This is a genomic window from Variovorax sp. H27-G14 (genome assembly GCF_046156345.1).
Lineage (GTDB): Bacteria > Pseudomonadota > Gammaproteobacteria > Burkholderiales > Burkholderiaceae_C > Variovorax.
In genome coordinates this window covers 1-16,387 of the sequence record NZ_JAYLVN010000010.1, presented here as the reverse complement: position 1 = coordinate 16,387, position 16,387 = coordinate 1, and the positions used below count along the sequence as shown (strand labels likewise).

The window sequence follows — 16,387 nt, the reverse complement described above, 5'->3', positions numbered from 1 at the left end:
AAATAACAAAAAGCCGGCCTGAGCAAGCAGAGGCCGGCCAATGATGGCAGTCGTGTCTTCACTCGCTGGTGAAGATGCTGCCCAGGCGGTCCATGCGCTCCAGCGCAATGCCGCAACCGCGCACCACGCAGGTCAGCGGGTCTTCGGCCACCAGCACCGGCAGGCCGGTTTCCTCGGCCAGCAGGCGGTCGAGGTCGCGCAGCAGCGCGCCGCCGCCGGTGAGCATCATGCCGCGGTCGGCAATGTCGGCGCCCAGTTCGGGCGGCGTCTGCTCCAGCGCGTTCTTCACGGCCGACACGATGTTGTTCAGCGGATCGGTCAGAGCTTCCAGCACTTCGTTGCTGCTGATGGTGAAGCTGCGCGGCACGCCTTCGGACAGGTTGCGGCCCTTGACTTCCATCTCCTTGACCTCGGAGCCCGGAAAGGCCGAGCCGATGGTCTTCTTGATGACTTCGGCAGTCGGCTCGCCAATCAGCATGCCGTAGTTGCGGCGGATGTAATTGATGATGGCTTCGTCGAAGCGGTCGCCGCCCACGCGCACGGAGCCCTTGTAGACCATGCCGCCCAGGCTGATGACGCCCACTTCGGTGGTGCCGCCGCCGATGTCCACCACCATCGAGCCCGAGGCTTCGCTGACGGGGAGGCCGGCACCAATGGCCGCGGCCATGGGTTCTTCGATGAGGTAGACCGCCGTGGCGCCAGCGGCTTCGGCCGCGTCCTTGATGGCGCGGCGCTCGACCTGGGTCGAGCCGCAGGGCACGCAGATGATGATGCGCGGGCTGGGTGTGAGCAGCGTGCGCGGGTGCACCATCTTGATGAACTGCTTGATCATCTGCTCGGTGATCACGAAGTCGGCAATGACGCCGTCCTTCATCGGGCGGATCGCCTCGATGTTGCCGGGCACCTTGCCCAGCATGGCCTTGGCCTCGCGACCGACGGCCTGGATCACCTTCTTGCCGTGCGGGCCGCCTTCGTGGCGAATGGCCACGACGGACGGTTCGTCCAGCACGATGCCCTTGTTGCGGGCAAATATCAGGGTGTTGGCGGTGCCGAGGTCGATCGCAAGGTCGGTGGAAAAGTACCGACGGAAAGCTCCAAACATGTGCGGAATCCTCTGAGCACGGCCTGCGCATCGGCAGGTCGTCGCTCTATTTTTTGGGTCGTTTGACGGGGTGAATGGATCGTTTTTGGCGCAAAAGCCGGCGCGTTCGCGGGGGTTGCGGCAAAGGCGGGATAATACCCGAATCCCCTCTGATTCCTGTATTAGCACTGGCTCCCCGGTGCGATTCCCTTCGCTTTTTGGCGTTTCGACCTTATGTCACTTTCCGCTTCCGATATTGCGCGCATCGCCTCGCTGGCGAGGCTGCAGCTTGCCTCCGACGAAAGCGAGCGCATGCTCAGCCAGATCAATGGCTTTTTCGACCTGGTCGAACGCATGCGCTCCGTGGACACCACCGGCGTCGAGCCGCTGGCCCACCCCGTGGCCGCCATCGAAGACATCACGCTGCGCCTGCGCGACGACGTGGTGAGCGAGCCGAACAACCGCGAAGCCAACCAGAAGAGCGCCCCGGCCGTCGAAGCCGGCCTGTTCCTCGTGCCCAAGGTAATCGAATGATGAAGAGCGGTGAATTGCACCAATGGAGCGTGGTCGAACTGGCCAAGGCCCTGGCCGAACGCAAGGTCTCGGCCGTCGAGGCCTCGCAGGTTTTCTTGCGCCGCATGAAGGCGCACGAGTCGCTGGGCACCTTTCTGGACGTGAATGAAGAGGTCACGCTGGCCCAGGCCCGCGCGGCCGACGCGCTGATTGCCGCGGGCAATGCCCCGGCGCTGGCCGGCGTGCCCATTGCGCACAAGGACATCTTTGTTACCGCCGATTTCGCCACCACCGCCGGCTCCAAGATGCTCGCGGGCTACCGCTCGCCGTTCGACGCCACCGTGGTGCGCCGCCTGGCCGAGGCCGGCGCGGTCACGCTGGGCAAGCTGAGCTGCGACGAATTTGCAATGGGCTCGGCCAACGAGAACGTCGCTGTGCCCGCCGTGGGCCACGACCAGGCCGTGCCGGTGCAGAACCCCTGGAACCGCGAACGCATTCCGGGCGGCTCGTCCGGCGCCAGCGCGGCGGCCGTGGCGGCGCGCCTGGCGCCCGCGGCCACCGGCACCGACACGGGCGGCTCGATTCGCCAGCCCGCGTCGTTCTGCGGCGTGACCGGCATCAAGCCGACGTATGGGCGCGCCTCGCGCTACGGCATGGTGGCCTTCGCGTCGAGCCTCGACCAGGCCGGCCCCATGGCCCGTTCGGCCGAAGACTGTGCGCTGCTGCTGTCGGCCTTCTGCGGCCCCGACCTCGACCGCGACTCCACTTCCATCGACCGGCCCGCCGAAGACTTCAGCCGCTCGCTGAACGACTCGCTCGAAGGCCTGCGCATCGGCGTGCCGAAGGAGTTCTTCGGCGACGGCGTGGCACCGGGCGTTCGCGCGGCCATCGACGCGGCGCTTGCGCAGTACGAAAAGCTCGGCGCCAGGCGCGTCGAGGTGTCGCTGCCGCGCACCGAGCTGTCGATTCCCGTGTACTACATCCTGGCCGCGGCCGAGGCGTCGAGCAACCTGAGCCGCTTCGACGGCGTGAAGTTCGGCCACCGCGCCAAGGACTTCTTCGACCCGAACGACAAGAAGCGGAGCGCGCTCACGCAGATGTACGAGCGCACGCGCGCCGAAGGCTTCGGCGACGAGGTGAAGCGCCGCATCATGATCGGCACCTACGTGCTGTCGCACGGCTACTACGACGCCTACTACCTGCAGGCACAGAAGGTGCGCCGCATGATCGCGGACGACTTCCAGCAGGCCTTCACCCAGTGCGACGTGATCGCCGGCCCCGCCGCGCCCACCACCGCCTGGAAGCTCGGCGAGCACGGCGACGACCCGGTGGCCGACTACCTGGCCGACATCTTCACGCTGCCCGCCTCGCTGGCCGGCCTGCCCGGCATGAGCGTGCCGGCGGGCTTCGACGGCGGCATGCCCGTGGGGCTGCAGCTGATCGGCAACTACTTCGGCGAAGCGAAGCTGCTCAACGCAGGCCACCGCTTCCAGCAGGCCACCGACTGGCATGCACGCACGCCGGAGGGCTTTTGAGATGAGCGAGACCGTGAACACATTCGAAGCACAACAACAAGGCCGCCCGACCGGCCCGCTGGTGCGCGGCTATGAAGTCATCATCGGCTTCGAGACGCACGCGCAGCTGTCGACGAACAGCAAGATCTTCAGCCGCGCCTCCACCGCATTCGGCGCGGAGCCCAACACGCAGGCATGCGCCGTCGACCTGGCGCTGCCCGGCACGCTGCCGGTGATGAACAAGGGCGCGGTCGAACGCGCCATTCAGCTCGGCCTGGCGCTGGGCTCGCACATTGCGCCGCGCAGCGTGTTCGCGCGCAAGAACTACTTTTACCCCGACCTGCCCAAGGGCTACCAGATCAGCCAGTTCGAGATTCCGGTGGTGCAGGGCGGCACGGTGTCGTTCTTTCTGGGCGAAGAGCACAAGACCGTGCGCCTGGTGCGCGCCCACCTCGAGGAAGACGCGGGCAAGTCGCTGCACGAAGGCTTCATCGGTCAGAGCGGTATCGACCTGAACCGCGCTGGCACGCCGCTGCTGGAGATCGTGACCGAGCCCGACATGCGCTCCACCGCCGAGGCCGTGGCCTATGCGAAGGAACTGCACAAGATCGTGACGTGGATCGGCATCTGCGACGGCAACATGCAGGAAGGCAGCTTCCGCTGCGACGCCAACGTGTCGGTGCGCAAGCCCGGCGACAAGCTGGGCACGCGGCGCGAAATCAAGAACCTGAACAGCTTCAAGCACATGCAGCAGGCGATCGACTACGAGATCCGCTGGCAGATCGAAGAGATCGAGGACGGCCGCAAGATCGAGCAGGCCACCGTGCTGTTCAACGAAGGCACCGGCGAAACACGCGCGATGCGGGCCAAGGAAGACTCGGCCGACTACCGCTACTTTCCCGACCCCGACCTGCCGCCGCTGGTGATTGCCGCCGACTGGATCGCGCGCGTGAAGGCCGACATGCCCGAGCTGCCGCGCGCCATGGCCGAGCGCTACGTGAGCGCGCACGGCCTGTCGCCCTACGACGCCGCGCAGCTCACGCAAAGCGCCGCACTGGCCCGCTACTTCGACGAGGCCGTGAACGCGGGCGCCACGCCCAAGCTAGCGAGCAACTGGATCACCGGCGAGATGGCGCGCCGCCTGAACGCCGCCGAGATCGGCATCGAAGCCGCGCCCGTGAAGGCGCAGCAACTGGGCCAGTTGGTGAAGCGCATCGCCGACGGCACGCTGGCCAACAACGCCGCGCGCCAGGTGTTCGATGCGCTGTGGAACGGCGAAGGCAGCGACGTCGACGCGATCATCGAAGCGAAAGACCTGAAGCCGATGGCCGACACCGGCGCACTCGACCAGATCCTGGACGAGGTGATTGCCAAGAACGCGAAGAACGTCGAGGAATACCGCGGAGGCAAGGACAAGGCGCTGAACGCGCTCGTGGGCCAGGTCATGAAGGCCAGCGGTGGCAAGGCCAACCCGGCGCAGGTCACCGATCTGCTGAAGGCCAAGCTGGCCTCCTGAGCGAAGCAAAAAGCCGGGGCTGTCGAGGCCCCGGCGTGCTCACTCAGCGTGGGTTGCCGCCGTTCTGCGGCGACCAGAGCGTTTTGAGGCGGGTGCGCTCTTCATCGAAGCGCGCATTCACCCGCTTCTTCTCGTCTTCCTGCTCCGCAATGAAGCGGTTCTGCACCGCCACGCTCTGCGCGTTGTCTTCGAGCTTGCGGCGCACCGAGCCAGGGGCCTTGGCCGGGTCCTGCTTGTAGAACTCCATCTCCTCTTCGGCCTTCTTGCGGTCGTCGGCCAGCTCGGCAATGCGCTTGCGCGCCGCCTGGGTCACGGCGTCGACCTGCGACAGCGCCTCGGCGCGTTCGCGGTCGTGCGTGGCGGCGTTGGGGTAGCGCACCAGCAGCGCACGTTCACGCCGGCGCTCGTCGGTGATGCGCGCGGCCACCACGGCGGCTTCGCGGGCACGGTCTTCGCGCTCCTGCAGCTCGCGCACCGTGTAGGTCGGCTCGACCTTGCGGCGCACCGAGCCGCTCGGGTTGAGCTCGCGCTGCTCGCGGTCGCTGCATTCGGCAATGGGACGGTCGGCGGTCAGCGTGCGACCGCGTGCGTCTGTGCAGGTGTAGATGCCGGCCCCGGCGCCGTCGAGCTTTTGCGGTTGCGCTTGCAGCGCGCCGCAGAACGACGAAGCCAGGACAAGAACGAATGCCGCCGCCCGCAGGCGATTCGGCTGGCCGGGGTCGCGCGCGCGCATCCGGGCCTTGCTCAGTTGGCGCCGTAGCGCGCGCGGTACGCCAGCACCCGCTCGTGGTGCGCGCCCAGGTCGGCGGCCGCATGGCCCGAGAGGTAGCTCAGCAGGTCGTCCAGCGTGGCGATGGCAATCACCGACAGGCCCAGCTGGTTGCGCACGTACTGCACGGCGCTGTGGTTCACGTCGACACCGTTCTCGGTGGCCTTTTCCTGCCGGTCGAGCGCAATGACCACGGCATGCGGCGTGGCGCCCGCGGCCTGGATGGTGGCAATCGACTCGCGCACCGCGGTGCCGGCGGACATGACGTCGTCCACAACCAGCACGCGGCCCTTCAGCGGCGCGCCCACCAGGTTGCCGCCCTCGCCGTGCGCCTTGGCTTCCTTGCGGTTGTAGGCAAACGGGTAGTTGCGACCGCGCCGCGCCAGCTCGGCGGCCACCGTGGCGCCCAGCGGAATGCCCTTGTAGGCGGGGCCGAAGATCATGTCGAATTCGAGCCCGCTTTCAATCAGCCGGTCTGCATAGAATCCGGCCAGACGGGCGATCTTGCCGCCGTCGTCGAAGAGGCCTGAATTGAAGAAATAAGGACTCATTCGACCGGCTTTGGTCTTGAATTCGCCGAAGCGCAGCACGCCGGCGTCCAGCGCGAACTGGACGAAGTCCTGTGCGACCGCGCTGCTTTTCTCACCATCTACAGCCATCGGAAATTCCTTGTGTTCAAACTGACCAGTCTCAATCTCAATGGCCTGCGTTCGGCCGCTACCAAAGGCGTGGCCGACTGGGTGGCCGAACTTGCGCCGGATTGTATTTGCATGCAGGAGATACGGGTCCAGGCGAGCGACGTGGAAGGCCGCTTCGAGGAGATGGCCGGCCTCAAGGGCCATTTCCACTATGCCGAGAAAAAAGGATACGCCGGCACGGCGATCTACACCAAGCACGCACCGAGCCAGGTCGTGGTGGGCTGGGGCGACACCGAGTTCGACGCCGAGGGCCGCTACCTGGAGCTGCGCTTCGACACGCCCAAGCGCAAGTTCTCGGTCATCAGTTGCTACTTTCCCAGCGGCAGCTCGGGCGAAGAGCGCCAGCTGGCCAAGTTCCGCTTTCTGAAGGGCTTCTTTCCGCACCTGGTGGCGCTGAAGAAGGAGCGCGAATTCGTGCTGTGCGGCGACATCAACATCGCGCACCAGCAAATCGACCTGAAGAACTGGCGCGGCAACCAGAAGAACAGCGGCTTCCTGCCCGAGGAGCGCGCCTGGATGACGAAGCTGCTCGACGCCGGCACCGAAGGCGCGGGCCTGGTGGACGTGTACCGCATGCTCAAGCCCGAGACCACCGACGAGGCCTACACCTGGTGGAGCAACCGCGGCCAGGCCTATGCGAACAACGTGGGGTGGCGGCTGGACTACCACCTGGCCACGCCGGCCATCGGGGCGCTGGCGCGCACCGAGGCGATCTACAAGACCGTGAAGTTCAGCGACCACGCGCCGATCACGGTGGAGTACGACTTCACGCTGTAGGCAACCTGCGAACCGCAGCGTTTCAGCCACGCGCCGTGATCCGACCTCGGGCTTGCTATGCCGCTTGGCGCAAGGCATCCGCCTCTGGCTTCGCTTCCGCTCGCATGGGTGCCAACCAGCCGCATGCCAACAGCGCGAGCAACGCCACGCTCGCGGCCCATCCGAACACCGATTGCAGCCCATGGCCCATTGCGGCGGTCACGGCGTCGCCATGCGCCAGTGTGTGGGTCGCGGTCAACTGCTCGGCCATCAAGTGTGCGAGCAGCGCAGCCAGCAGCGCCACGCCGGCCGCACCGCCCAGGCTGCGCAACATGATGGGCGCCGCCGTTGCAATACCCATGTGCTGCACGGGCGAGACACGCTGTGCCACCACGGTGATGACGGGAAACAGCAGGCCCAGCCCCAGGCCGAGCGGCAACAGGCTGGCCGAGAGGGCCAGGGGTGCCTGCGGGAGCCAGTGCAGCGTGCTCACGATGAGGCCGAAGGACAGCAGCATCAGCACGCAGGCCGTGCGCGCCAGCAAGGCCGCAGGCGTCTGGGCGCGAAGCCGCTTGCCGCTGGCCACGGCTGCAACGGTGACCCCGGCCATCAAGGGAAGCAAGTGCCAAGCCGATCCCGTCGGCGACAGGTGCAAGCCGATCTGCAGGTACTGCGGCAGGAACACCACCGCGGCATAAAGGGCGACGCCCGTGGCGAAGCCGATGAAGCTGACTGCCGCGTAGGCGGGCTTGGCGAACAGCGACAAGGGCAGCAACGGATGGGCTGCGCGATGTTGACGCCAGAGAAAGGCCAGCGTGAACGCGGCGCCCAACGCCAGCAACACCCACAGCGACAGGCGCTCGTGCAGATGGAGCTGACCGCGCTGCGTGGCAAGCAGCAGGGAGACCAGCGTGACCGTGAGCAGTGCCGCACCCAACCAGTCGATGCGCGCGCGGGGTTCCCGCGAAGCCGATGCATCGCCGAAGGCCTGGCTGGACGGTAGCGTCCATGCCAGCACGCCCCAGGCCAGCGCCGCGAGCGGCACGTTCAGCCAGAACGCCCAGTGCCAGGACAGATGCTCCACCAGCGTGCCACCCAGCAACGGGCCGAACATCGTCGACACGCCGTAGGCTGCGCCCAGCAGCCCCTGGTAGCGGCCGCGCTGCTCCGGCGGGAACAGGTCCGGAACAGTCAGCATGGTCAGTGTCATGAGGCCGCCGCCACCTGCGCCTTGCAGCGCGCGCGCCACCACGAGTTGCTGCAAGTCCTGGCTCGCGCCGCAGGCCAGCGAGCCCACGAGAAACAGGCCGATCGCCAGCAACAGCATGCGTTTCTTGCCCAGCACATCGGCCAGCCGTCCGTACAGCACGATGACCACCGTGGCGGCCAGCAGGTAGGCCGAGAACACCCACGCCAGCGGCCAATGGCCGGGCAATTCCCGTGCCATGACGGGCAGGGCCGTGGACAGGATGGTCTGGTCCAGCGCCGCGAGGATGAGCGTCAGCACGAGCATGGCGAAAGGCAGTACGGGCGACGGCTTCTGAGCAGGATTCATGTGAATGCGATGTTTCGATGGATGCAACGGCGCCAGTGTCGAAAGCACGCTGTATTTTGTACAGTGCAATGTATTGAACATATGATTTCGTATGGCGAATACATACGACCTCAACCTGCTGGCCGCGCTGGATGCGCTGCTTGCAACCGGCAGCGTGACGCAGGCCGCCGCACGCATGCATCTGAGTACGCCTGCAATGAGCCATACCTTGGCGCGCATCCGTGAAACTTTCGGCGACCCGATCCTCGTGCGCGCCGGCCGCAAGCTGGTTCCAACGTCACGCGCGCTGGCGCTGGCCGAACCCGTGCGCGCGCTGCTGGCCCACGCGCATGCGTTGCGCGAACCCGCAGACACTGCAAACCTGGCCGCCGTTCAGCGCCGCTTCGTCGTGCGGGCACCCGAAGGCATCGCCGTGGTGTTTGGCGCGAGCCTGTCGCGTGCGCTGGCACTAGAAATGCCGCTGGCCGCGCTGCAGTTCCTGCCCGAGACCCACGTGGACCCAGGCGCTTTGCGCGAAGGGCGCATCGATCTGGACGTCGGCAGCTTCCGCACCACCGACCCCGAAACCGAAACACAGTTGCTGTCGGAGCAAACCCTGGTAGGCGCCGTGCGCCTCGGGCATCCGCTGCTCAAGGCCCTGAAGAAAGCACCCGTTGCGCTGGAGCGATTCGCCGCGGCGCGCCATGTCGGCGTCACGCCACGGCCCGGCGAAGGCTCGCCGGTGGACACGGCTTTGGCTGCACTCGGCCTGCTACGGCAGGTGGTGCTGCTCGTGCCGAGCACTTTTTCCGCGCTGATCGCAGCCTCGCGGACCGATCTGGTGGCCAGCGTGTCCGAGCGCACGGCGCGCGGCATGGCGGCATCCATCGGTCTGACGGTTTTCGAGTTGCCCATTGCCGTGCATTCGGAGCCCATGCGCATGGCGTGGCACCCTCGGCATCACGCCGACCCGGCACATCGATGGTTACGCGATTGCGTTCGCAGCCAGCTCGATGATCCTCACTGGATCAGGCCTTCAGTCGAATCCCTGGCCACGGGCGCCAGGAAAGGCGTGACGTGATGCGACTTGAGCAGGCAAAAGAAATTGGGGGGTTGTTGCCGCAGTGACTGCCGCCTGGCCACGCCGGCCCCCTCACCCTCACCCTCACCCTCAGCGCGACAGCGCAGGCAACGCCTTCACCAGCGTAGCCACGAACGCCTGCATCGCCTCCGTCTCGTGCGCGCCGCGCTTGGTGACGCGGTAGAAGTCGAGCCCGACCTTCGGCTTGGTCAGCACGTCGGTGCGCACGCGGTGCCGGCGGCAGGCGGCCAGCGCGAAGGTCGGCATCACGGCGGTGCCGAAGCCGGCTTCCACCATCGAGATCAGCGTGCCGAAGAAGTTGAACGCCGGGCGTTGCGCGTCGGCGCGGCCGATGGCGCCCAGGTGCTCGTCGATCACCTTCTGAATCGGATTGCCCGGCGGCAGCCCGATCAGTTCGGCGCCGCGCAAGGCAGACCAGGGCGCGGTGCCGATGGCCGGCGGCGCGTTGTCTTGCTCGGTGCAAGGCGCCACGCGCATCAGGTGAAAGCGCCCGACCGGCGTGCGCGCCAGCCCCACCGCGGCCTTGAAGAAAAAGCCCAGGCCCATGTCGGCGTCGCCGGCCGCCACCATGGCCTGCACGTCGCGCAGGTCGGCGTCGAACAGGCGCAGGCTCACCTGCGGATGCGCCGCGCGGAAGGTGGTGAACACCTGCGGCAGCAGATGCGACGACACCAGCGGCGTTGCCGCGATGCGCAGGGTGCGGCGCGCCGCGTCGCCCGCGGCACCCAGCTCGGCCGCCACGTCGTCCAGGTCGGTCAGCAGCCGCTCGACCACCGGCAGCAGCCGCCGCCCTTCCGGCGTGAGGCTCACCACGCGCGTGGTGCGCTCGAAGAGCCGACAGCCCAGTTGCTTTTCCATCTCGCGCACCAGAATGCTCAAGCCCGCCTGCGTGATGTGCGCCTGCTCGGCCGCGCGCGTGAAGTTGCCGATGCGCGCCACGTGCAGAAAGGCGCGCATCTGGCGCGTGGAGAGGTTCATAAGGATTCATGATAAATCCATATCACATCTAAATTTCCCAAATGGCTGAAGCGCGTTCCTAATGCGGCCGGAGACAAGCAACCGGGCGCAACGCGCGTTTTTCACCATGAGCAAAGAAGTCATCATTCTGGGCGCCGGCATTGGCGGCCTGACCCTGGCGCTGAGCCTGCACCAGGCCGGCATTGCCTGCCGCGTGTACGAGGCCGTGCCCGAGCTGAAGCCGCTGGGCGTGGGCATCAACCTGCTGCCGCATGCGGTGCGCGAGCTCACCGAGCTGGGCCTGCTGAGCGCGCTCGACAAGGTGGGCGTGCGCACGAAGGAGGCGGTGTTCTTCACCGCGCACGGCCAGCTCATTTTTCGCGAGCCGGCGGGCCAGTTCGCGGGCTACGACTGGCCGCAGTTCTCCATTCACCGCGGCGACCTGCAGACCCTGCTGCTCGAAGAAACGCTGAAGCGCCTGGGCCCCGACAGCGTGGTGTGCGGCCACCGCTGCACCGGCGCCACGCAGGACAGCGAAGGCGTGACCGTGCACTTTGCCGATGCGCCCGCGGTGCGCGGCGCGGTGGTGGTCGGCTGCGACGGCATTCACTCGGCGCTGCGCAAGCAGCTGTATCCGCACGAAGGCGCGCCGCGCTATTCGGGCGTGAACATGTGGCGTGGCACCACGCGCTACAAGCCGTTTCTCTCAGGCGGCAGCATGGTGCGCGCGGGCTGGCTCGCGGTCGGCAAGATGGTGATCTACCCGATTCGCAACGACATCGACGCCGAGGGCAACCAGCTGATCAACTGGGTCGCCGAGATCCATGCGCCGCAGCCCGCCCTGCGCGACTGGAGCCGCGCGGGCCGCCTGGAAGACTTCTTGCCGGCGTTCGCCGACTGGCACTTCGACTGGCTCGACGTGCCCGCGCTGATTCGCGCGTCGGACACCATCCTGGAGTACCCCATGGTCGACCAGGACCCGCTGCCGCGCTGGACGCACGGGCGCTTCACGCTGCTGGGCGACGCGGCGCACCCGATGGTGCCGCGCGGCTCCAACGGCGCGGGCCAGGCGATCATCGATGCGCGCTTTCTGGCCGGTGCGCTGAAAGACCTGGGCGTGGGCATGGCCGCGCTGGAAGACTACGACCGGGTGCGCGTCAAGGCCACCACCGACGTGGTGCTGACCAACCGCAGCAACCCGCCCGACGCCATCCTGCGCGAGGTGTTCGAGCGCTCGGGCGGCCAGCGCTTCGAACATATCGACGACGTGGTGCCCACCGCCGAGCTGCAGGCCATCTCCGACAACTACAAGCGCGTGGCCGGCTACGACCCGGTGGCGCTGAAGGCCCGGCCTTCGTTCCTTTGAATTTGCGCACCCCTCAAAAAAACACGGAGACAACCACATGCGTTCACTGACCCGCACCCTCGCCGCCCTGCTCGCCGCCGCCGGCATGGCCACCGCCGCGCACGCCTGGCCCGACCAGCCCATCACGCTGGTGGTGCCCTACACGCCGGGCACCGGCATCGACCTGGTGGCGCGCCAGCTGTCGGCCCGCCTGCCGGCGCTGCTGGGCCAGCCGGTGGTCGTGGAGAACCTGGCCGGCGCCAGCGGCAACATCGGCAGCGAGCGCGTGGCGCGCGCCAAGCCCGACGGCTACACGCTGATGGTGCAGGTCAACACGCTGGTGATGAACCGCAGCCTGTACAAGTCGCTGAGCTACGACCCGGTGGCCGACTTTGCGCCGGTGTCGCTCACCTCGTGGGGCACGCTGCTGCTGGTGACCAACCCGAATGTGCAGAAGGCCACGTCGGTGCAGCAGCTGGTGAGCGAGGCCAAGGCCGCGCCGGGCAAGCTGACCTACGCCACGCCGGGTGTCGGCACGCCGCACCACCTGTCGATGGCGCTGCTGATGCAGGGCACCGGCACCGAGCTGCTGCACGTGCCTTACAAGGGCACCGCGGGCGCGGTGACAGACTTGCTGGGCGGGCGCATCGACTTCATGTTTCTGCCGGTGCATGTGGCGCTGCAGCACATTCAGGCCGGCAAGCTCAAGGCCATCGCCACCGGCAGCAGCAAGCGCCTGGCGCAGTTGCCCGACGTGCCCACCCTGGCCGAGGCCGGCGTGACGACCGACAACGTGGACATGTGGTACGGCGTGCTGGCACCCAAGGGCACGCCTGCAGCCGTGGTGGCGCGGCTCAACACGGAGATTGCGAAGGTGCTGAAGCAGCCGGAGGTGGCGAAGTCGTTCGAGTCGCAGGGCATGGTGCCGGCGAGCTCGACGCCGGCGGAGTTCGGTGCGCTGATGAAGAAGGACGCGGAGCGCTGGGCTGGTGTGGTGAAGCGGGGGAACATCACCGCGGACTGAGGCCGGTCTTTTGCATTGCTCCCTCCTCACCTGGGGGAGAGGAAGCAAGGCAGCAGCGCACAGTGTCAAGGCGCGGTTCCAGGTGTTGTTCCCTCTCCCTCCGGGAGAGGGTCAGGGTGAGGGCATCGGCCTCACGACATCGCGCAGCCTCGATGGCCGCACCCCCTCACCCCGACCCTCTCCCCGGGGGGAGAGGGGGCAAGACTTCGCGCTTCCGCCGGGAGGGGAAGGAGCAAAACCCTCAGCGCGGCGCCGGGGTCTTGCCTGCGTGCCGCGCCAGGTGCACCTGGTGCAGCGTGATCTTGCGCACCTCCGCCTGGCTGGTCTCGATGTGCGCGCGCAGCAGCATCGCGGCCTGGTCGCCGCGGTTCGCGCGCACGGCCTTCAATATCTTCGCGTGCTCGTCGTAAGTGGCGTCGATGCGCGGCTGCTTGGTGAAGTCGAGCCGGCGAATGATGCGGATGCGGTCGGTCACGTCGCCATGCACGCGCGCCATCTCGGCATTGCCGGCAGCGGCCACCAGCGCGCAATGAAAGGCCTCGTCCCACTGCGCCACCTGCGCCATGTCGCTGCTGCGTTGCGCGGCGGGCGCCAGCCAGATGTCGGCCAGCGTGTCGAGCAGGCCGCGGTCGATGTGGCGGTCGGTTTCGCACAGGCGGTGCACGGCGGTGGTCTCCAGCACCATGCGCAGGTCGTAGAGCTGCTCGAACTGCTCGAAGTCGAACGGCAGCACGCGCCAGCCGCTGCGAAACAGCACCTCGACAAAGCCCTCCTGCTGCAGCCGGAACAGCGCCTGGCGCACCGGCGTGCGCGACACGCCGAGCCGCTCGCTGATCTCGTTCTCGGTGAAGCGGTCGCCCGGCACCAGAATGAACTCGGCCACGTCGCGCTTGAGCTGCGCGTAGACCTCGTCGGCCCGGGTGCGGAAAACGGTGGCCTCCAAAGGAGGGGCGGCGACAGCGGAAGGTTCGGGGCGGGGGCGGACGGTAGACACGGGGTGGGATGTTAGTCGCTGGCGACGGCTTCAAGACCGGCTCAACACGGGCTCTGCAGCGCGGCCAGCAACGCACTGCTCGGCGCGGTCCAGCCGACGATGCCGCCTTGCGCGCGCACCATGTCGAGCGTGGCGGCCTTGAAGGCCGGAAAGTAGCTTTCGGTGCAGTCCTCCAGCAGCAGGCTATCGTAGCCGCGGTCGTTGGCTTCGCGCATGCTGGTCTGCACGCACACCTCGGTGGTGACGCCGCCGAACAGCAGGTGCGTGATGCCGCGCTGGTGCAGCAGCTCGTGCAGGCCGGTGGCGTAGAACGCGCCCTTGCCGGGCTTGTCGATGACGAGTTCGCCCTCGACGGGCGCAAGCGCATCGATGATCTGGTTGCCCGGCTCCCCCGCCACCAGGATGCGGCCCATCGGCCCTTCGTCGCCGATGCGCAGCGTGGGGTTGCCGCGGTTGCGCTTGGCGGGCGGGCAGTCGGAGAGGTCGGCCCTGTGCGCCTCCCTCGTGTGCACGACCAGCCCGCCGGCCTGCCGCCATGCGGCCAGCGCCGCCTGGGTGGCCGGCACGATGGCCTTCAGCAGCGCCACGTCGTTGCCCAGCGTTTCGCCGAAGCCACCGGGCTCGATGAAGTCGCGCTGCATGTCGATGAGCACCAGCGCCGTGTGGGCAATGTCGAAGTCGTAGGCAAAGGGCTTGGCTTGTTCGATGCGCATGGTGTTGTGGCTCACTGGTTGTTTGCGGCTCAGGCGCGGCGATCAGGCTGCGGCCTTCGCCGGCTCGTGGTGCCCGCCGCCCATGTGCGCGCCGATCACATGCCGCTCGGCACCCGCGGCGGGTGTCTCGAACACGATCTGCCCTTCGCTCATCACGACGATGCGGTCGGCCAGCTCCAGCAGTTCGTCGAGGTCTTCGCTGATCAACAGCACCGCCCCGCCCTTCTCGCGCACCTGCACGATGCGCGAATGAATTTCGGCCACGGCCGCAAAGTCGAGGCCGAACACAGGGTTGGCCGCAATCAGCACATTGATGTCGCCGGCCAGCTCGCGCGCCAGCACCGCGCGCTGCACGTTGCCGCCCGACAGGCTGCGAATGGGCGCGCCTTCGCCCTGCGTCTTCACGCCGTACTCGGCAATCCATTCGCGTGCCCGGCTGCGCCAATACGGAAAGTTCAGCACGCCGGCACGCGACAGGGGCGGCCGGTCGAAGTCGCGCAGGGCCATGTTCTCCGCCACGCTGAGGTCGCCGACGCAGGCATTGCGCAGCGGCTCCTCGGGCAGGCTGCGCACCTTCAGGTTGCGGTTCTCCGCGCGGTGCGCGCCGTAGGGCTGGCCCATCACCGTGACCTTGCCCGCCAGGCGCGGGCGTTGCCCGACCAGCGCCTCGACCAGCTCGCGCTGGCCGTTGCCGGAGACACCCGCCACGCCAAGGATTTCCCCCGCGCGCACAAACAGGCTCAGGTCGTGCAGCGCGAGCGTGCCGCGATCGCCCTGCGCCTTGAGGCCTTCGACCTTCAACGCCACCGGTGCTTGAGAAGACACGGGCTTGCGGGCGACGACGGCCTGCGCGCTCGCAGCCGCCTGTTCGCCGCCCATCATGGCCTGCGCGAGTTGCGCCGGGCTGGTGTCCGCCACGCGGCAGTGGTGCACCGCCTTGCCGCGGCGCAGCACGGTCACGCTGTCGGCATAGGCCATGACTTCGCGAAACTTGTGCGTGATGATGAGCACGGTGCACATGCCGCTGCGCGCAAACTCGCGCACATGGCCCAGCACCTCGTCGGCCTCTTGGGGCGTGAGCACGGAGGTGGGTTCGTCGAGGATGAGCAGGCGCGGCTTCAGGTAGAGCTGCTTCAGCAGTTCGAGCTTCTGTTTTTCACCGGCGGCCAGTTCCGACGGCCGCATGTCCAGGTCGAGGCTGAACGGCGTGGTCGCCAGAAAGGCCTTGAGTTCGGCGCGCTTGGTTTTCCAGTCGATGAGCGCGGGCGTCTTGCCGCCGGCGAGCAGCAGGTTCTCGGCCACGGTCATGCCCGGTGCCAGCGTGAAGTGCTGGTAGACCATGCCGATGCCCAGTGCCCGGGCGACGATGGGGTTGGCAATGTCTTGTTCGCGCCCGTCGATGAGGATGCTGCCCTCCTCCGCGCGCTGGAAGCCGGCCACGCATTTCACCAACGTACTTTTTCCGGCGCCGTTCTCCCCGAGCAGCGCATGCACGGTGCCGGGGTCTACGCGCATGGTGACGCTGTCCATCGCGGTGAAGGCGCCGAAGCGTTTGGTCAGCTGGTAGGTGTCGAGTGCCAGTGCGCCGGTGCCTGCTGGCAGGGCGCCGATGGCTTTGGGGGGCATGGCGTTCATGTCTGCTTTCCTCCATTTGTGCATGGCGCGGTTTTTTGGGGGCCGTTGTTCAGGGCGCGTGCACAGGCCGCCGGGTACTCCCCTCCGCGAATGTCCCCCGGCCTGCGGCCTCCTCCTGATATTGTTTCCACCGCTCCCGTAGCGCTGAAGGGAGCCCGTTCGGTGGACCCTGTTCTCCTCCTTGGGTTGTTTAGCCCGCAATAAAGAGTGGGGACCCGGACGGATTCGACGCTGTA

15 protein-coding genes are annotated in these 16,387 nt (G+C 67.4%); 7 read left to right on the top strand and 8 right to left on the bottom strand.

The annotated features are described in order from the left end of the window. Nucleotides 1-58 precede the first annotated feature (58 nt). A complete protein-coding gene (locus VLK31_RS21875; RefSeq protein WP_409170548.1) occupies nucleotides 59-1,102 on the bottom strand; it encodes a rod shape-determining protein in 1,044 nt (347 codons plus the stop codon). Nucleotides 1,103-1,315: 213 nt separating this feature from the next. Here VLK31_RS21875 and gatC point away from each other — a divergent pair, with 213 nt between their 5' ends. Genes gatC through gatB form a run of 3 tightly spaced genes read left to right on the top strand, consistent with a single transcriptional unit; the run spans nucleotide 1,316 to nucleotide 4,624 of the window. Beyond that, entirely contained in the window at nucleotides 1,316-1,615 is a 300-nt protein-coding gene (gene gatC, locus VLK31_RS21870; protein WP_337296593.1) for an Asp-tRNA(Asn)/Glu-tRNA(Gln) amidotransferase subunit GatC, read from the top strand. After that, nucleotides 1,615-3,129 (top strand): Asp-tRNA(Asn)/Glu-tRNA(Gln) amidotransferase subunit GatA, encoded by a 1,515-nt coding sequence (gene gatA / locus VLK31_RS21865; RefSeq protein ID WP_409170736.1) that lies wholly within the window; start codon nucleotides 1,615-1,617, stop codon nucleotides 3,127-3,129. Before gatC ends, gatA begins: the two co-directional genes overlap by 1 nt. Nucleotide 3,130: 1 nt before the next feature. Then, on the top strand, nucleotides 3,131-4,624 hold the full coding sequence (gene gatB, locus VLK31_RS21860) for an Asp-tRNA(Asn)/Glu-tRNA(Gln) amidotransferase subunit GatB (protein ID WP_409170547.1): 1,494 nt from the start codon (nucleotides 3,131-3,133) through the stop codon (nucleotides 4,622-4,624). 43 nt (nucleotides 4,625-4,667) lie between these two features. On the opposite strand, the gene VLK31_RS21855 is transcribed toward gatB, so the two are convergent. Both VLK31_RS21855 and pyrE read right to left on the bottom strand, forming a co-directional pair. Further along, nucleotides 4,668-5,357 (bottom strand): DUF4124 domain-containing protein, encoded by a 690-nt coding sequence (locus VLK31_RS21855; RefSeq protein ID WP_409170546.1) that lies wholly within the window; start codon nucleotides 5,355-5,357, stop codon nucleotides 4,668-4,670. Between the two features lie 11 nt (nucleotides 5,358-5,368). Beyond that, nucleotides 5,369-6,052 (bottom strand): orotate phosphoribosyltransferase, encoded by a 684-nt coding sequence (pyrE, locus tag VLK31_RS21850; protein WP_409170545.1) that lies wholly within the window; start codon nucleotides 6,050-6,052, stop codon nucleotides 5,369-5,371. A 12-nt stretch (nucleotides 6,053-6,064) separates the two neighbouring features. Here pyrE and VLK31_RS21845 point away from each other — a divergent pair, with 12 nt between their 5' ends. Then, nucleotides 6,065-6,868 (top strand): exodeoxyribonuclease III, encoded by an 804-nt coding sequence (locus tag VLK31_RS21845; protein ID WP_409170544.1) that lies wholly within the window; start codon nucleotides 6,065-6,067, stop codon nucleotides 6,866-6,868. Between the two features lie 55 nt (nucleotides 6,869-6,923). Here VLK31_RS21845 and VLK31_RS21840 read toward each other — a convergent pair whose 3' ends face one another. After that, nucleotides 6,924-8,402, bottom strand: coding sequence for an MFS transporter (locus tag VLK31_RS21840; RefSeq protein ID WP_409170543.1), 1,479 nt, complete (start codon nucleotides 8,400-8,402; stop codon nucleotides 6,924-6,926). 91 nt (nucleotides 8,403-8,493) lie between these two features. Between VLK31_RS21840 and VLK31_RS21835 the strand changes: the two genes are divergently transcribed. Then, a complete protein-coding gene (locus VLK31_RS21835) occupies nucleotides 8,494-9,462 on the top strand; it encodes a LysR family transcriptional regulator (RefSeq protein WP_409170542.1) in 969 nt (322 codons plus the stop codon). Nucleotides 9,463-9,552: 90 nt separating this feature from the next. Here the strand turns inward: VLK31_RS21835 and VLK31_RS21830 are convergent, their stop codons facing one another. Next, on the bottom strand, nucleotides 9,553-10,461 hold the full coding sequence (locus VLK31_RS21830) for a LysR family transcriptional regulator (RefSeq protein ID WP_409170541.1): 909 nt from the start codon (nucleotides 10,459-10,461) through the stop codon (nucleotides 9,553-9,555). Nucleotides 10,462-10,567: 106 nt separating this feature from the next. On the opposite strand from VLK31_RS21830, the gene VLK31_RS21825 reads away from it, so the two are divergent. Together VLK31_RS21825 and VLK31_RS21820 are read left to right on the top strand one after the other, a co-directional pair. After that, on the top strand, nucleotides 10,568-11,806 hold the full coding sequence (locus VLK31_RS21825) for a flavin-dependent oxidoreductase (protein ID WP_409170540.1): 1,239 nt from the start codon (nucleotides 10,568-10,570) through the stop codon (nucleotides 11,804-11,806). A 37-nt stretch (nucleotides 11,807-11,843) separates the two neighbouring features. Then, nucleotides 11,844-12,809 (top strand): tripartite tricarboxylate transporter substrate binding protein, encoded by a 966-nt coding sequence (locus VLK31_RS21820; protein WP_409170539.1) that lies wholly within the window; start codon nucleotides 11,844-11,846, stop codon nucleotides 12,807-12,809. Nucleotides 12,810-13,050: 241 nt separating this feature from the next. Here the strand turns inward: VLK31_RS21820 and VLK31_RS21815 are convergent, their stop codons facing one another. From VLK31_RS21815 to VLK31_RS21805, 3 genes are read right to left on the bottom strand one after another with little or no spacing between them, the layout of a single operon-like run. Next, nucleotides 13,051-13,803, bottom strand: coding sequence for a GntR family transcriptional regulator (locus VLK31_RS21815; protein ID WP_409170538.1), 753 nt, complete (start codon nucleotides 13,801-13,803; stop codon nucleotides 13,051-13,053). A 41-nt stretch (nucleotides 13,804-13,844) separates the two neighbouring features. Beyond that, complete coding sequence (locus VLK31_RS21810; RefSeq protein ID WP_409170537.1) at nucleotides 13,845-14,516, bottom strand: cysteine hydrolase family protein; 672 nt, start codon at nucleotides 14,514-14,516, stop codon at nucleotides 13,845-13,847. Nucleotides 14,517-14,558: 42 nt separating this feature from the next. Continuing rightward, entirely contained in the window at nucleotides 14,559-16,151 is a 1,593-nt protein-coding gene (locus VLK31_RS21805; protein ID WP_409170536.1) for an ABC transporter ATP-binding protein, read from the bottom strand. Between the last annotated feature and the right edge of the window lie 236 nt (nucleotides 16,152-16,387).

Excerpts from the sequence above, each read along its gene's own strand:
- VLK31_RS21840 (WP_409170543.1), bottom strand. The coding sequence starts at position 8,402 with ATGAATCCTGCTCAGAAGCCGTCGCCCGTACTGCCTTTCGCCATGCTC.
- VLK31_RS21810 (WP_409170537.1), bottom strand. The coding sequence starts at position 14,516 with ATGCGCATCGAACAAGCCAAGCCCTTTGCCTACGACTTCGACATTGCC.
- VLK31_RS21835 (WP_409170542.1), top strand. The coding sequence starts at position 8,494 with ATGGCGAATACATACGACCTCAACCTGCTGGCCGCGCTGGATGCGCTG.
- gatC (WP_337296593.1), top strand. The coding sequence starts at position 1,316 with ATGTCACTTTCCGCTTCCGATATTGCGCGCATCGCCTCGCTGGCGAGG.
- VLK31_RS21855 (WP_409170546.1), bottom strand. The coding sequence starts at position 5,357 with ATGCGCGCGCGCGACCCCGGCCAGCCGAATCGCCTGCGGGCGGCGGCA.
- gatB (WP_409170547.1), top strand. The coding sequence starts at position 3,131 with ATGAGCGAGACCGTGAACACATTCGAAGCACAACAACAAGGCCGCCCG.
- gatA (WP_409170736.1), top strand. The coding sequence starts at position 1,615 with ATGAAGAGCGGTGAATTGCACCAATGGAGCGTGGTCGAACTGGCCAAG.
- VLK31_RS21820 (WP_409170539.1), top strand. The coding sequence starts at position 11,844 with ATGCGTTCACTGACCCGCACCCTCGCCGCCCTGCTCGCCGCCGCCGGC.
- VLK31_RS21830 (WP_409170541.1), bottom strand. The coding sequence starts at position 10,461 with ATGAACCTCTCCACGCGCCAGATGCGCGCCTTTCTGCACGTGGCGCGC.
- VLK31_RS21805 (WP_409170536.1), bottom strand. The coding sequence starts at position 16,151 with ATGAACGCCATGCCCCCCAAAGCCATCGGCGCCCTGCCAGCAGGCACC.
- VLK31_RS21825 (WP_409170540.1), top strand. The coding sequence starts at position 10,568 with ATGAGCAAAGAAGTCATCATTCTGGGCGCCGGCATTGGCGGCCTGACC.
- pyrE (WP_409170545.1), bottom strand. The coding sequence starts at position 6,052 with ATGGCTGTAGATGGTGAGAAAAGCAGCGCGGTCGCACAGGACTTCGTC.
- VLK31_RS21875 (WP_409170548.1), bottom strand. The coding sequence starts at position 1,102 with ATGTTTGGAGCTTTCCGTCGGTACTTTTCCACCGACCTTGCGATCGAC.